The organism is Plantactinospora sp. CA-294935 (assembly GCF_050936445.1).
Classification (GTDB): Bacteria; Actinomycetota; Actinomycetes; order Mycobacteriales; family Micromonosporaceae; genus Plantactinospora.
Genome location: NZ_JBNJMU010000001.1, coordinates 5069388 through 5085117, shown reverse-complemented (window position 1 = coordinate 5085117; position 15730 = coordinate 5069388). Strand labels below are relative to the sequence as shown.

11 protein-coding genes and 1 pseudogene are annotated in these 15730 nt (G+C 73.5%); all 12 read right to left on the bottom strand.

Annotated elements, in window-relative coordinates; all coding sequences use genetic code 11:
* Positions 1 to 59 precede the first annotated feature (59 nt).
* Complete coding sequence (locus ACQEVC_RS22785; protein ID WP_432880823.1) at positions 60 to 890, bottom strand: shikimate dehydrogenase; 831 nt, start codon at positions 888 to 890, stop codon at positions 60 to 62.
* 12 nt (positions 891 to 902) lie between these two features.
* Positions 903 to 2123 (bottom strand): endolytic transglycosylase MltG, encoded by a 1221-nt coding sequence (gene mltG, locus ACQEVC_RS22780; protein WP_432880821.1) that lies wholly within the window; start codon positions 2121 to 2123, stop codon positions 903 to 905.
* Complete coding sequence (gene ruvX / locus ACQEVC_RS22775) at positions 2120 to 2581, bottom strand: Holliday junction resolvase RuvX (RefSeq protein ID WP_432880818.1); 462 nt, start codon at positions 2579 to 2581, stop codon at positions 2120 to 2122. Before ruvX ends, mltG begins: the two co-directional genes overlap by 4 nt.
* Before the next feature lie 182 nt (positions 2582 to 2763).
* Entirely contained in the window at positions 2764 to 5445 is a 2682-nt protein-coding gene (gene alaS, locus ACQEVC_RS22770; protein WP_432880815.1) for an alanine--tRNA ligase, read from the bottom strand.
* Entirely contained in the window at positions 5442 to 5747 is a 306-nt protein-coding gene (locus tag ACQEVC_RS22765; protein ID WP_318397380.1) for a hypothetical protein, read from the bottom strand. Before ACQEVC_RS22765 ends, alaS begins: the two co-directional genes overlap by 4 nt.
* Before the next feature lie 42 nt (positions 5748 to 5789).
* On the bottom strand, positions 5790 to 6260 hold the full coding sequence (locus ACQEVC_RS22760; protein ID WP_432880811.1) for a DUF948 domain-containing protein: 471 nt from the start codon (positions 6258 to 6260) through the stop codon (positions 5790 to 5792).
* 141 nt (positions 6261 to 6401) lie between these two features.
* Positions 6402 to 7157, bottom strand: a complete 756-nt coding sequence (locus tag ACQEVC_RS22755; protein ID WP_432891643.1) for a hypothetical protein — start codon at positions 7155 to 7157, stop codon at positions 6402 to 6404.
* A gap of 2882 nt (positions 7158 to 10039) precedes the next feature.
* Positions 10040 to 11509: pseudogene (locus ACQEVC_RS22750) on the bottom strand (replication-associated recombination protein A); the annotation flags it as partial.
* 76 nt (positions 11510 to 11585) lie between these two features.
* Entirely contained in the window at positions 11586 to 11807 is a 222-nt protein-coding gene (locus tag ACQEVC_RS22745) for a hypothetical protein (protein WP_107262832.1), read from the bottom strand.
* Between the two features lie 136 nt (positions 11808 to 11943).
* The gene (locus tag ACQEVC_RS22740; protein ID WP_432880808.1) at positions 11944 to 13227 is read right to left on the bottom strand and encodes an MFS transporter; all 1284 of its coding nucleotides are present in this window, start codon (positions 13225 to 13227) and stop codon (positions 11944 to 11946) included.
* 2 nt (positions 13228 to 13229) lie between these two features.
* Positions 13230 to 13886 carry a helix-turn-helix domain-containing protein gene (locus ACQEVC_RS22735; protein ID WP_318397376.1) on the bottom strand — a complete coding sequence of 219 codons (657 nt, stop codon included), beginning with the start codon at positions 13884 to 13886 and terminating at the stop codon, positions 13230 to 13232.
* A 260-nt stretch (positions 13887 to 14146) separates the two neighbouring features.
* The gene (locus ACQEVC_RS22730; protein ID WP_432880804.1) at positions 14147 to 15721 is read right to left on the bottom strand and encodes a hypothetical protein; all 1575 of its coding nucleotides are present in this window, start codon (positions 15719 to 15721) and stop codon (positions 14147 to 14149) included.
* Between the last annotated feature and the right edge of the window lie 9 nt (positions 15722 to 15730).

Sequence of the window (15730 nt, the reverse complement as noted above, 5' to 3'; positions counted from 1 at the left end):
TTGCGCGCCCGGGTTTCCGAAGACCACTACGTCCACCTCGCGGCCCGGCCCGGAGCCGCTCAGTGCGTGGCGCGGGCGGCGGCGAGGGCGGACCGCATCTCGGACACCGGGGCAGACACCCCGGTAAACTGCTCGAACTGCCCGACCGCCTGGGCCAGCAGCAGGTCGAGGCCGGAGACGATCCGGCAGCCGGCCCCCGCCGCTGCGGCGGCCAGCGGGGTCGGCCACGGGTCGTAGACGACGTCGAAAAAGACCGTCTCGGGCCGCCAGGACCGGGCCGCCGCAGCGAAACCGTCGGCGGCGCCCTTCGGCACGGTGGAGATCACCAGATCCGCACCGTCCCGCTCGGCCGGCGCCGCCCAGTCCGCGATCTCGAACCGCAGCCCGAGCGTCTCCGCCAGCCGGGCCAACTCCTCCCCGGCGGCACGGCGGCGTACCCGGCAGGTGACCCGGCGGGCGGCGAGCTGGACGGCGGCGGCGAGCGCGGCCCGGGCCGTACCGCCGGCACCGAACAACACCACCTCGGCACCGGCCGGCACACCCGCGCCGGTCAGCACGTCGACCATCCCCGGTACGTCGGTGTTGTCGGCGGCCCACGAGCCGTCCGGTCGGCGTACCAGAGTGTTGGCGGCGCCGATCGCGGCGGCGACCGGCGAGACCTCGCCGGCCACCGCGAGCGCCGCCTCCTTCAGCGGCATGGTCAGGGAGAGCCCCGCCCACTCCGGGCCGAGCCCAGCCACCAGATCGGGCAGCTCGGCCTCGGCGCACTCGATCGCACCGTAGGACCACCCGGTCAACCCGGCCGCCGCGTAACCGGCGTTGTGGATCACCGGGGAGAGCGAGTGCGCGATCGGCTTGCCCAGCACCGCCGCCCGGTGCTGGGCCCTCACCTCGCCGTCACCTCAGAGCACGCCATTCTCACGAGCCTTGTCGATGTTCCGCTCGTGTTGCTCGTTCGTCTCCGCGAACGCCGAGTGGCCTTCCTTGTCGATCGCCACGAAGAACAGCCACTTGCCCGGCGGCGGGTTCATCGCCCCTTCCAGGGCCTTCTGACCAGGGTTGTTGATCGGTCCCGGGGGCAGACCGGCCTTGCCGTGCATCCGGTACGGGTTCTTCGAGTCGAAGAGTTCCGCGTCCGTCATGTCCCCGGACCGCTTGGTCTTCTTGCCGGTCAGCTCCCAGTAGTAGTTGACCCCGACGTCGAACTCCAGGCAGCCGGTCAGGCCGTTGCCGTTCTTGCAGTAGTGGTCGCCGCTGTAGATCCGGTTGTACGCCACCCGGGCGACCTTGCCGAGGTCGTCGGCGTTGCCCGCCTCGGCCTGGGCCAGCGACGCCACGATCAGTGCCTCGTACGGGCTGATCTCGCGCTCCTTCTGCACCCGGTCGACGAAGTCGATCTCCTCGGCGACCGATATGAAGCGCTGCACCATCAGCTTGAGGATCGCCTCGGCGCTGGCGTTCGGCGGGAGTTCGTAGGTGTCCGGGAAGAGGAAGCCCTCGATCGATTTGCGCACCGACTGCTTGTCGTCGCGCTTGAACCAGAAGTCGGCGATGCCGAGCCCTTCCAGGTCCTTGGCGGCGGTCTCGAAGTCCTTGACCGGCAGTTTCGTCTCGGCCGCCAGCGCCTTGAAGATCTGCTTGGCGGTCGCGCCCTCCTTGACCAGGAAGCCGTTGACCAGCTTGTTCTTCGGGTCGAGCAGCAGGCCCAGCGCCACCTTCGCGTTCATCTCCTTGCGGACCTTGTAAACACCCGGCTGGATGTTCTGGCTCCGCGAGTTCTCCTGGGCCGCCTCGATGAACGCCTTGGTGCTCTTGACGACGCCGGCCACGACCAGCGTGTTGGCGATCTCGGCGATGCTCTGGCCCTGTTCGACCTGGACCTGGACCTCACCGCTGCCGCTGCCGTCGTAATCCGGGGTGACGAAGTATCCCTGCACCCGGTCGAAGCCGTACCAGCCGACGCCGCCCAGAACGCCGAGCAGCACGAACGTCATCAGCAGCGCGGCGACGGTACGGCCCCGCCCGCCACGCTTCTTCTTGCCGTTGCGTTTGCGCTGCGCGCCGCGGCGGTGTCGTCCCTTCTCCGCACGCTCGTCGAACGCGAGCTCCAACTCGTCGATCATTCCGTCCGCCTCCGCTGCCTGTCTAGCCAGCTCTGCAGAATCTCCACCGCGGCCGCCTGATCGACCACCGCCCGTTGACGTCGTCCTCGGACGCCCCGCTCGGCTAGCCTACGAGAAGCCACGACGGTCGACATCCTTTCATCCACCAGATCGACCGGCACCGGCGCGATCGCCGCCCCCAGCCGCTCGGCGTACGCCTTCGCCTGGGTCGCCGCCAGTCCGTGCCCCCCGGCGAGTGTCACCGGCAGACCGACCACCACCGTGACCACCTCGTGGAGTTCGACGAGCCGCGCGATTTCCGAGATATCGGCGGGAACCGCCTCAATACCGGTTTTCAGGTCCCGGGCCAGCGTGACCAGCGGAGTCGCCAGGATGCCGTCCGGGTCGGAGAGCGCCACGCCCACGCGTACCTGGCCGACGTCCACGCCGAGCCGCACGCCACGAGGAAGAGCCGTCATCGTGCCGCGCCAGGGGAAGGTCGGTTCATCGTGTTACGCACCGGAAAACTGGATCATCCGTATCCTGTCGGCCGGCTCCGGGCAGATCCGCCCGAACCGGCGGGCCGTCGTGGCTGAAGATCCAATCACAACGGCCCGCCGGGGAGCAACCAGAGCCGGAGGTCACGCCTCACCCTCACGCCTCACGCCTCGGCGAGCGCCTTCTCGACCGCGGCCAGCAGGCTCGGCGCCTCGCCGGCCGGCAGGCCGCCGCCCTGGGCCAGGTCGGCGTTGCCACCGCCCCGGCCGGAGAGCGCACCCTTGACCAGGGCCGCCGCCGAGACGTCCCGGTCCTTGGCCGCGCCGTTCACCGCGACCACCAGCGACGCCTTGCCGTTCGCCCGGGCCGCCACCGCGACCACCGCCGGACGGGCCGGGTCGATCTTGCCCCGGATCTCCTGGGCGAGGGTACGCACGTCGTTCCCGGCCGCGCCCTCCGGCGCCTCGGTGGCGACGAAGGCGACCCCGCGAACGTCCCGGGCCGCCGCGGCGAGCGCCGCCGCACCGCCGAGCACCAGTTGGGCGCGCAGCTTCTCCAGCTCCCGCTCGGCGTCCCGCAGTTGGGCGACCGTCTGCTCGACCCGGTCCGCCACCTGGTCGCCCGGAATCCGGTAGAGCTCGGCCAGCCGGGAGACCAGCAGGTGCTCCTTGGCCAGGAACTGGAACGCGTCCAGCCCGACCAGCGCCTCCACCCGGCGTACCCCGGAGCCGATCGAGGACTCGGAGAGGATCTTCACCAGGCCGAGCTGGGCCGAGCGGGCCACGTGGGTACCGCCGCACAGCTCCCGGGCGTACTCACCGACCTCGACGACCCGCACCTCGTCGCCGTACTTCTCGCCGAACAGCGCCATCGCGCCGAGCCGGCGGGCCTCCTCCTGCGAGGTGATGAAGGCGTGCACCTCCAGGTCGGCCAGCAGCACCTCGTTGACCTGCTGTTCGACGTCGTGCAGCACGCTCGGCGCCACCCCGGTCGGGGTGTTGAAGTCGAACCGCAGCCGGCCCGGTGCGTTCAGCGAACCGGCCTGGGTGGCCGACTCGCCGAGGAAGTTGCGCATCGTCTGGTGCACCAGGTGGGTGGCGGTGTGCGACCGGGAGATCGCCCGCCGGCGTACCACGTCGATCTCGGCGAGCCCGGCCTCGCCGGTGCGTACCTCGCCGCGGACCACCCGGGCCCGGTGCACGATCAGCCCCGGGATCGGCTGCTGCACGTCGAGCACCTCGACCTGACCCTCGCCGACGGTGATCAGGCCGACGTCCGGCTGCTGGCCACCGCCCTCGGCGTAGAACGGGGTCGCGTCCAGCACCAGTTCGATCGTGTCGCCCTCACCGGCCACCTCGACCGGCGTGCCGCCGGTGCCGAGCAGCGCCCGCACCGACGACTCCCGGGAGACCTCGGTGTAGCCGGTGAACTGCACCGGCCCGCCGGAGTCCAGCACCGAACGGTACGCCGACAGATCCACGTGCCCGGTCTTGCGGGCCTGCGCGTCGGCCTTGGCCCGGGCCCGCTGGTCGGCCATCAGCCGACGGAACCCGTCCTGGTCCACCGACAGGCCCTGCTCGGCGGCGATCTCCAGGGTCAGGTCGATCGGGAAGCCGTAGGTGTCGTGCAACTGGAACGCCTTGTCCCCGGAGAGCTTCGCACCACCCGCCGAACGGGTCTCGGCGATCGCGGTGTCCAGGATCGTCGTACCGGCCCGCAGGGTGGAGAGGAACGCGTCCTCCTCGGCGTACGCGTACTGTGAGATCCGGTCGAACTCGGCCGCCAGCTCCGGGTAGGACGGGGACATGCAGTCCCGGGCCACCGGCAGCAGCTCGGGCAGTGCCCGGTCCTGCCAGCCGAGCAGCCGCATCGCCCGGATCGCCCGGCGCATGATCCGGCGCAGCACGTAGCCGCGCCCCTCGTTGGCCGGGGTCACCCCGTCGCCGATCAGCATCAGCGCGGTCCGCACGTGGTCGGCGACCACCCGCAGCCGTACGTCGTCCGGGTGCGACTCGCTCGCCGCGTGCCCGGAGCGCGCGCCGTACCGCCGGCCGGTCAGCTCGGCCGCCCGGTCCAGGATCGGCCGCACCTCGTCGATCTCGTAGAGGTTGTCGACACCCTGCAGGATCGCGGCCATCCGCTCCAGGCCCATGCCGGTGTCGATGTTCTTCGCCGGCAGGTCACCGAGGATCGGGAAGTTCTCCTTGTCGGTGCCCGGACCCCGCTCGAACTGCATGAAGACCAGGTTCCAGAACTCCAGGTAGCGGTCCTCGTCGACCGCCGGCCCGCCCTCGGCGCCGTACGCCGGGCCCCGGTCGTAGTAGATCTCCGAACACGGGCCGCACGGCCCCGGGATCCCCATCGACCAGAAGTTGTCCGCCTTGCCCCGCCGGACGATCCGCTCCGCCGGCACGCCGATCCCGCGCCACAGCGACTCGGCCTCGTCGTCGTCCAGATAGACCGTCGGCCAGATCCGCTCCGGGTCCAGCCCGAAACCGCCGTCGGAAACCGGCTTGGTGACCAGCTCCCAGGCGAGCGAGATCGCACCCTCTTTGAAGTAGTCACCGAACGAGAAGTTCCCGTTCATCTGGAAGAACGTGCCGTGCCGGCTGGTCTTGCCGACCTCGTCGATGTCCGGGGTACGGATGCACTTCTGCACCGACACCGCCCGGCGGAACGGCGGCGTCTGCTGACCGAGGAAGTACGGCACGAACTGCACCATGCCGGCGTTGACGAAGAGCAGGTTCGGGTCGTCGATCGCCGGCAGCGGAGCGGACGGCACCACCGTGTGCCCGTTGGCCTCGAAGTGCGCCAGGTAGCGCCGCTTGACTTCCGCCGTTTTCATCTGGTGCCTTCCTCCGGAAACAACTCACGGTCGCCGATCCTGGGGTCCTCGCGCAGCTCCTCGAACTGGTCGTCGAACGCGACACCCTCGGCGAACGCCTGGTGGATCTGCTGCTCACGCTCGGCCATGCCGTCCCGAACGTCGTCCGCGAAGTCCCGTAGGGACTGCACCAGACCACCGGCAGACTCCGCCACCGAATTCGCGATGCCACCCGGCGTGTACGCCTGGGCGGTGCGGGTCAGCTTGCGGACGACCAGCGCGCCGACGGCCAGCCCGATGCCCAACCAGAGCAGTCGTTTCATGGCCTCATCCTTCCTCCGTACCGGATCGCCGTGCGCGGCGGGTCAGTTCCCGCCGCGCCGGGCGGCCCGACGCTGCTGCTTCAGGGTGGTACGGACCTCGCGCTCCTGTTCGGCGTGCCGTCGGGCGGCGGCGGCCCTGCGCACGCCGTACCCGAACGCGGCCACCTTGACCAGCGGGTTCGCCGCGGCGGCCGAGACCACGGTGCTCAGGTTGGCGATGTTGGCGGTGACGTTCTGGGCGTGACCGGTCATCGTGTCGATCTTGGCGAGCTGGATGTTCACCCCGTCCAGCGAGGTGTGCACCTGGCCCAGCGCGGTGTTCACGTTCTCCACCGTGACGTTCATGTTGGCGAGCAGCGGCGCCGTGCGGTCGTTGATGTCGTTGATCGCCTGGGTCGCCGCGTCCACCGTGTTGCCCAACCGCCAGATCGGCCTGGCCAGCACCAACACCAGCATCAGGAACGCCCCGGCCGCGACGAGCGCGGCGATCTGGCCGATCTCTCCAGCGTCCACCCGTGTCCTCCTCTATGCACCGTCTCGGAAATCGCGCGCGAGGCGTCTCACCCGGACGTCCGGCGCCGTGTCACGACGGTTACCCGGAATGCCCTTCGGAGTACCAACCCCGAACCCTACCGTCGGTGACGACCACCGGCTTCACGACGGGGTCGGTGTGGGGGTCAGCCCGCCGAGCGGATCGTCGGTGAAGAGCGGATCGGGGTCCACTCCGGTCAGCGACGGGTCGGTGGTGGGCTGCGGACCGACCCGCTCGTCCGCGATCGCGTTGCGGACCTTGATCGATACGAGCGCACCCTCGCAGTTCACGCCCTCCGGCCCGGTCGCGGCGGGCGACGGGGCCGCACCAGGGGCGGTGACCGCCGGGTCGGGGCAGGCCGGCTGCCGTACCCACATGTCGAGGGTCAACTCGTCCCGCCGCCAGCAGGTGTAGTGCCCGTTGACCGGCTGTTCCGGGCAGAGCGCCACCTTCCACGGTCGCCACCCCTCGCGGGTCAGGGCGGCCTCGTAGACCTGCGCCGTCTCCTCCCACTTCCGGTCCGACTCGACGGTCCGCTCCCGGAAGCGGCACTCGATGAAACACCACCGGCTGCCGCTCACCCCGTCGACCGTGTCGGTGGCGGCCCAGGCGGGCACCGCCAGCGCGTCGAGGGAGTTGAACACCGGATCCCGGGTCGCGGCCCGGACACCGAAGTACGTCGGCAGCGCACCGAGCACCAGCAGGCTGGCCAGCAGCAGGGCGATCGTCTTCAGCCGCCGCTGTTCCCGGAGCTGGCGTCGTAGCTCCGCCCGGGCACCCCGGGCCGGTTCCGCCGCCGGCTGCGCCGGATCGGACCGGTCCGGTCCGCCGTCGGGGTGCAGGGCGGCGGCGGCCGGCGGCATGCCGGCGGAACGCATCGACACATCCGGACGGGGCGGGCCATCGGGGCGGGCGGCGCCGTCCGGACGTACCGGCGGGCGGGTCGGGGCGTCCGGCCGGACCGGCGGGTCGGGCCGGACCGGCTCGTCCCGGAGCGGACCGTCCAGCCGCGCCGGAGCCGGACGGGGCGTGGCCGTGCGGCCAGCCTCGGCCGGCGTGGGGCGGGCGGGCGTACCGGCGCCCGGATCCCGGGTCGGCCCGGCCGGCGGCGCGGAACCGGGTCCGGGGTGGACCGGCACGACCGGCCCCCGGGCGGACGCCCGAGCGGGGCCGCCGGGCGCCACGGCAGGACCGGAGCGCCCCGGTACCCCGCCGTCGAAGGCGGCACCGCCCGGTCGACCGGCCGCGCCGCCGTCGACGGGCGCACCGGCACGACCGGCGGTCGGGCGGCCGGCGGGACCGTCGCCGCGACCCGGTCCCGGTACCGGCGGGCCGCTCCGGTCGGCCGGCTCGACGGCGTACCTGCCGCCCGGCGCACCGCGCCGCTCCGCCGGTTCGACCGGAGGTCGGCCGAGCCCGGCGGCCCGCGGCGACCCTGGCTCGCCAGCCGGTTCGACCAGCCGGGGGACACCGCCGCGCGTCGACGCTGCCCGGGGACCACCACCCGGCACCGGCGCAGCGCCGGCTCCGGACGGACTTCCGGGGGCGGGAAGATCACCGCGTGGTCCGGCGCCGGCCGGTGGTGCGACCGCGCCGTGCCGCCCCGGTACGACCGGTGGCGGCCCACCGTGCCGCCCGCCGCCGCCCGTACCTTCGGCCCCGAACGGCGGACCGGAGGGGCCCGCGCCGGGGCGACCCCGGGCGACCCGGCCGCCGTCCCGGAGGTCCTCGGACGGCGGCGCCCCGTGCCGGCCCGGTCCCGGCTGCCCGCCGTCGAAGCCGTCCGGCCCGGACGGTGGCCGGTTGGCCGCCCTGCCCGGCCCGCCCACCGAACCCGGCCCGGTGACCGGACCTGGTCCACCGGCCGACCGGCTGCCCTGCTCTACCGGACCGCCGGGGACCGGCGGAGAACCGGGAGCCCCGGCTCCGGACGCCGGAGCCGATGGCCCGTACCCGGCGGCCGGGGTGACCGGGCGTACCCCTCCCCGGCCGGCCTTGCGGATCCAGTCCGCCGGCCGCTCCGGATGGTCGGACGGGCGGGTCTCCCGCTCGCCGACGGCGTGTTCGCCACCCGGGGCGGACTGCGCCGCCACGCCGGGCGGTCCGCTGACCGCCGCATGTGCACCGGCGCCGGCCAAGTGCGCTCCACCGGCCGAATACGTCCCACCGCCTGCGGGATGCGTGCCGGAGTCTGCGGAGTGCGCCCCGCCGGAGGAGACATGCGTACCGGTTCCCGGGGAGTAGCCGCCCGGGCCGGAAGGCGTACCGGTGCCGGCGGCGTGGGCGCCGGAGGGCGGCTGGGCGGCACCGGGGCGGCGTGCGCCCAGGACCGGACCGCCGCGTCCCGGCCCGCCCGGATCACGCTCGGGTGCACCCGGACGGCCCGGTGCGGCCGGAGCGGGCGGGACCGGTGGCGCGTTGCCGGAGGCCGGTACGACGAATTCCCCGCTGGTGGGCGCGGCCGCTGCCCCGAACCGCCCGCCGGGACCGGCCGGGCTGCCCGGACCGGCGAAGTCACCGGGCGTGGGGCCGGCCGACCGGCCGTGCCGGCCGTCGCCGGGTTCGGTGGGCGGCGCCCCCCGGCGTGCCGGGGACGACTCCTCGCCCCGGGCACCCGCTGCCCGCCGCCCCGCACCCGGTTCGACCGGGGCGGCGCCGTGCCGCGGCTGGTGACCGGCGGACGGTACCGGCTCACCCGGCCACGGTGTGGCGCCGGGGCGCACCGCAGGCTCCCCCCGGTCGCCGGCCGGGCGACGCTCCGGTGGCCCGGACCACGCCGTCGGGTGGACCGGCTCGGCCCCGCGACCCGGCCGACCGAGCGGTGGCGCCGGCACGACCGGCGGCACCACGGACGGCGGCGTCGGCGGTACGGCCGGAGGCCTCGGCTCGGCGCGCGGCGGCTGGGGGCCGGCGCCCCGGACGGGCTGGGCCGGATCCGGCGGCTCCGCTGCCCGCCGGGGCGGCGGTACCGGTGCTCCCGGCTCCGGCTCGTCACCCCGACGGCGACCGGGCCCGGCGATCGGATCCGCCGACGGCGCCCCGGGAGACGGCACCGATCCGGTGTCGTCCGGTCCCGCCTCCGGCAACCGCTCGTAGGCGGCGGGGACCCGGGCCGGCGGGTCGGCCGGGCTGGTGCCGTCGGCCGGACCGATGTCGACCTTCTGCTCCTTGGCGGTACGCAGGTCGGTGATCCAGCCCAGCTCCTCGCCGCTGACCTCGGGCTCGGCGGGCGGAACCTCCTCCGACCTGCCCCGGCCCCAGCGGCGTCCCTTGCCCCGTGGTTCCCGCCGCTCGTCGTGGCCGTCCTCGCCCCGGTCCGAACCGCGCGATCTCACTGGTGTTCCTTCCCCTCTGGTGTCCCGCCGCCATCTGTCACCGTGCCGCGCCCGGCATCCTCCGGCACCGTGCCGCGCCCGGCATCTTCGGGCGCCCTGCCCTGCACCGCATCTTCCGGCGCCGCGCCGTTCACGGCATCTTCTGGCACCTTGCCCCGCACCGCATCGTCCGGCGCCGCCCCGTTCACGGCATCTTCTGGCACCTTGCCCCGCACCGCATCGTCCGGCGCCGCCCCGTTCACGGCATCTTCTGGCACCTTGCCCCGCACCGCATCGTCCGGCGCCGCGACAGCCGGCTGAGGACCTCGACGGGCGCGGCTGCCGGATGCGGCATCCGCGGGCATCTTGCCGTTCACGGTCTCCTCCGGTGCGCTGCCCGACGCTGCTGCCATCGGCCGCCCGCCGGAGCCGCCCCCACCCCCGGCCTGCCCCCCGGCGCCCGCCGGCACGTCTTCGTCGGTGCCGGGCGGGCGTACGGCCTCGCGGGCCGGCGGCCGTACGCCGCCGGTGGGCGGCGGTGTGGGCTGTCCCCGGACGATCCGGCGCAGCAGTGGCAGCCGGGTGCCGACGGCACGCTCCGCACCGTGTCCACTCGGCCGGTAGTAGTCCACCCCGACGAGGTCGTCCGGGGCGTACTGCTGGGTGACCACCCCCCGGTGGTCGTCGTGCGGATAGCGGTAACCGGTACCGTGCCCCAGCCCGCGCGCCCCGGGATAGTGGGCGTCGCGCAGCGCCCGGGGCACCGAACCGCCCCGACCGGCCCGTACGTCGCCGATCGCCGCGCCGATCGCCGTGGTCGCCGAGTTGGACTTCGGTGCGGTGGCCATGTGGATCACGGCTTGGGCGAGGTTGAGCTGCGCCTCGGGCAGGCCGACGTACTCCACGGCGTGCGCGGCGGCGGTGGCCACGCTCAGCGCGGTGGGGTCGGCCATCCCGACGTCCTCGCTTGCGAAGATCACGATCCGCCGGGCGATGAACCGGGCGTCCTCGCCGGCCACCAGCATCCGGGCCAGCCAGTGCAGGGCGGCGTCCACATCGGAGCCTCGCATGCTCTTGATGAACGCGCTCACCACGTCGTAGTGGGCATCGCCGTCCCGGTCGTAACGCACCGCCGCCACGTCGACGGCCTGCTCGGCGGTGGCCAGGTTGATGACGGTCTCGCCCAGCGCCGTGGCCGAGCCGGCCGCCGCCTCCAGCGCGGTGAGCGCCTTGCGCACGTCTCCGCCGGCGAGCCGGACCAGGTGCTCCTCGGCATCGGGGGCGAGGGTGAGCGCGCCGGCCAGTCCGCGCTGGTCGGCGACGGCGCGGCGGAGCAGACCCCGTACCGCGTCGTCGTCCAGCGGTTGCAGAGTGAGTAGTACGCACCGGGACAGCAGCGGCGAGATGACCGAGAAGTACGGGTTCTCCGTGGTCGCCGCCAGCAGGGTGACCGTACGGTCCTCGACCGCGGCCAGCAGGGAGTCCTGCTGCGTCTTGCTGAACCGGTGCACCTCGTCGATGAAGAGTACCGTCGGGCGCCCGCCGGCCCGCCGCTCACGACGGGCGGTCTCGATCACCGCTCGGACGTCCTTGACCCCGGCGGAGAGCGCCGACATCGCCACGAAGCGCCGCTCGGTGGCGTGGGCCACCAGGTGGGCGATGGTGGTCTTGCCGCTGCCCGGCGGCCCCCAGAGGATCACCGACATCGGTGACGTACCCGTCACGAGCTGTCGCAGCGGCGCGCCGGGCGCGAGCAGATGGTCCTGTCCGACCAGCTCGTCCAGGCTGGCCGGACGCATCCGGACCGGCAGCGGCGAATCGGCGGAGGGTACGGTGAAGCCGTCGGCGGCGGTCCCGGCCGGCGCGGGGCGCCCACCGGCGGGATCGACGAGAGAGAATAGGCCGTCGGACTCCATCAGGAAGACATTACCGGCCCGGTTTCCGGTGCCGGAAATGCACCGATAACCGGGCCGGTCGTGATTCCGACGGACATCAGCCCCGACCAGGCCGGCGACCCCGGTACCAGCGTCCGCCACCGCCGCCTCCCGCGGTGCGCGGGCCACGGCCCACTCCGGCGAGATACAGGGCGAGGCAGAGCAGCCCGATCAGCACCAGGGTGGAGAAGTTGAACAGGTCGGGCGCGCCCAGGTCCTCCTCGAACAGGTCCAGCAGCAGCGCAAAGGCGAAAACTCCGGCGGCGATGTAGGCGAGCATGCGTTCCTCCCGGCGGGGGTCCCAGTAGGTCGGCCAGGATGTACCCGACGGCGCCGCCGGCCAATCCACGGGCACCGGCCGGCGCTACGCGTGGCGCGGCTGCACCGGCCTCCGTCCGGACCTCGGTGGCGGTCGGTCAGGCGACCGGCTCGGGCTCGGCCGGCGCTGGTCGGGCCGGAAGGGCCCCGCGGCGGGTCGCCCACCAGGCGGGCAGATAGAGCGGTGCAGCGGCGGCCAGTACGACCCCGCCGACCACCATCGCCGTGCTCACCGAGGTCGCCGCGGCCAGGGAGGTCAGCACGACGCCGCCGAGCGCGCCGGCCGGCTGGGCCACCATCGAGTTCAGCGAGATGACGCTGTTCCGGTACGGGCCGTCGACCTGCCGGTGCAGCAGTCCGGAGTGCAGCGGGTTGGACGCGCCGTGCACGGCGTAACAGAGCAGGTAGGCCGCGATGATCCCGACCGGCCCGGCGAGTAGTCCCATCGCGACGACCGTGGCCCCCTGGAGGATCCGGAGCAGCCCGGCGCTGAGCGGCACGCCCAGCCACCGGCTCGCGTACGCGATCAGCGCCGCGCCGCCCGCCGAGGCGAGCCAGGCTACCGAGGCGGTCGGTCCGAGCAGCGCCGCCGCCCGGTCCGGGTCGCCCAGCACCTCGGCGAGCCGGACCGGTAGCAGCGCCTCGAAGGTGACCATCCCGAAGCCCCAGAACAACTCCACCGCGATCAGCGCGAGCACGATCCGGGAGCGGCGGACCAGTCCGAGCGCGCCGCCGATCACGCCCGGTACCGCCCGGAGCGAGGTACGCAGCGCGGCGACACCGGCGGCCGGGCGCACCTCCACCAGCAGCAGGAGCAGGGCGACCAGGCCGACGACCTCCAGGGCGATCGACGCCAGCACCGGCAGGGTGAGCGCGCTGACTCCGCCGAGCGGACCGAGCGCGACGAGGCCACCGCTGAGCAGCGCGCCGGCGCCGATGCAGACACCGAGGACGACTCCGCCGGCACTGAGTCCCCGCTCGATCGGCGCCTCCGGATCGGCGGCCAGGGCGGCGTCGACGTACCAGGACTCGAGCGGACCGCTGTCCAGGGCCCGGAAGATCCCCAGGAGTACGAAGGCGAGGAGGAACAGCACGAAGGAGTCGGCCACCAGCAGGAGCAGCAGCGATCCGAGGTTGACCAGCCCGGCCGCGACCAGCAGGGGTTTGCGGCCCAGTGCGTCGGCGAGCCCGGCGGTCGGCAGCTCCAGCACGAGCACCACCAGTCCCTGCGCCGCGGCGACGACCCCGACCTGCGGCAGGCTGAGCCCGCGTTCCAGCAGCAGCAGCACGAGCACGGGAATCAGCAGGCCGACCGGCAGCCAGCGCAGCCCGTGCAGGATCAGGTAACGCCGCCGGACCTGCCGGCCGGTCAGTGCGGTCACGACTACTCCCCCTTCTCGGCGATGCCCCCGGCCAGGGGAACCGCCCCTCGTACCGGAAAGCTGTGCAGGTAGAGCAGGACCTGCTCGGTGCCGTCACCGGGCTCGGGCAGGTTCGCGCCGTCGACCGTCGGCACGGCGTGCCGGTAGCGGTCGACCACCGCGAGCAGTTCCTTGTTGAGCTGCCGCAACTGCGGCGGGGTCAGCCGGAGCAGCACGTCGGAGAAGCTCGCCGCGTCACGCCACTCGGCCGGGTAGTCGCGCTGCTCGGTGATCCAGCGCTCGGTCAGGTCGGCGTGCAGCCGTACCGCGTTCCGGTGCAGCCAGTCGGCTGCGGCCAGCGCGTCCGGGTCACCGGCGAAGTCCTCCCGGCGCCAACTGCTGAACTGGTGCACCGCCCGCCACCAGCGCTGCCGTCCGGTCCCCCGGTCCGGCTCCTCCACCACCAACCCCGCGTCGGCGAGCTGCCGCAGGTGGTAGCTGGTGGCGCCGGTGTTGGTGCCGAGCGCCTGGGCCAGCCCGGTCGCCGTGGCCGGACCGTCCGAGCGGAGCGCGATCAGCAGCCGGGCGCGCAGCGGATGGGCCAGGACCCGGATCTGGGTGCTGTCCAGCGTCACCACCGAGGGCGACTGCTCGGCAGGACGTGACGGCTCAGGTTCCATGGATGCACAATAACTGTGCACAGATTCTATGCACAATAGTTGTGCATAGAATCTGTGCATAAGATCGGCACTCCGGCCGGGGCCGGCAGGCAGCGCAGGGATCAGGTGGGCGGCGAACAGCCGCGGAGGTTCAGCGGGCCGGCGTGGTGGGCGGAGCCGGAGGCCGGACAGGCGTACCGGCCGGATCCGTGGACCCGGCCGGTACGCCGTCGGCAGGCACCGTCCCCGCCTCCCGTCGGGAGGGCATCATCGCGCGCCGGTCAGCCGCCCGGGAACGAGTTCGGGTCGACCTCGCTGGTCCGCGCGTTGCCACCCGCGACCGGGGTCAGCGTGATCGTCCAGATCGTGTACTGGCTGGAGGTGGTGGTGAACTTGAAGGTGTCCTCGAACCGCTGGAAGTTGCAGTTCCGGCTGAACGCCTTGGCCCGGCCGTCCCAGTCCTTGCCACCGGTCATGTAGATCCGGTAGGTGCCGTCCTTGATCGAGGAGACGGTGTGCTTGCCCTTGGCCCGGACGTAGACGCTGACCGTCGGGGTCTTGGCGCTGCCCAGCACCAGGTTGATGACCGCGTCACTGCTGCCGCCATTTTCGATCTTGAGCTGCCCCTGGCCGCTGCGCACCCGCTTGATGTACGCACCGTTGCCCAGCCGCCGGTTGCTGTCCGCCGTCTTCTTCGGTACGAACGTGCCGACCTGGTACGGCTGCGCCGGGTCCGCCGCCGCCAGCGCCTGCTGCGCGGTGCGTACGTCCTCGGCGGCCGGGTCCCGGCTGAGCCGGGCCAGCGCCGACGAGCCGAGGCAGACCTCACCGGCCCCGGCGGCGGAGCCGGCCTCGGTGATCGAGTCGACCATGCCCTCCAGCCCGCGCAGCAGGTCGGCGTGCGCCGCCGAGGCGTTCTGCGGCGGCACCACGTTGGACAGCGCGGAGATCTGCTGGTCGAGTGCCCGCCCGATGGTGCCGGCGGCGGTACCCACCGCCTTGGGGTTCCTGGCCGCGCCGAGCTGGGTGAAGCCCGGCGCCACCGCCTTGTCGACCTCGGCCAGCAGCGCCTGGTATTCCTGGGCGCTGATCGGCGCGGCGCTCGGCGAGGGCTCCCCGCCCTGGCCGGCCGTCCTGGTCGAGGGCGAGCCCCCGGAGTCCCGGTTGCCGGCCCAGATCAGCAGCGGCACCGCCAACGCGACCAGCAGGACCACGGCGACGGCACCACCGACGATGGCGATTATCTTGCCGCGCCCGGACTTGGCGGGCGGTGGCGGCGGGAACGCACCGAACTGTGGCGGTCCACCGAACTGTGGCGGACCACCGAACTGCGGCGGACCACCGAACTGCGGCGGCCCGGGGGGCCCGGCCCCGAACGGCGCGGCAGGCGGACCCGAGACCGGCGGCGGCGCACCGAACGGCGTGGTCGGCGGGCCCGAGACCGGCGGGGTGCCGTAGGGAGCGGTCGGCGGCGCCGAGACCGGAGGGCCGGCACCGAACGAGGTGGTCGGCGGGGCCGAGACCGGCGGCGGCGCACCGAACGGCGTGGTCGGCGGGGCCGACGTCACCGGTGGGACCGGACCGGGCGTGCCGAAGGGGGCGGCTCCGAAGCTCGCGGGGACCGGACCGCCTCCGCCCGGCACGATCCGGATCTGGACGTACGCGTCCCGGGGCGGGCCGCCGGGCACGGTCGCCGGTCCGATGCCGGGCAGCCGCAGCACGGTGCCGTCACCGAGCCCGGCCGGGATTCGCAATGGGATGCTCTGGCCCGACCAGGGCAGGACGACGGTCTTGACGACCTCGGATCCCGCCTCGCTCGGGTCTAAGTCGATGATCAGATCAGGGTTGGGCGCCATGGACCGAGT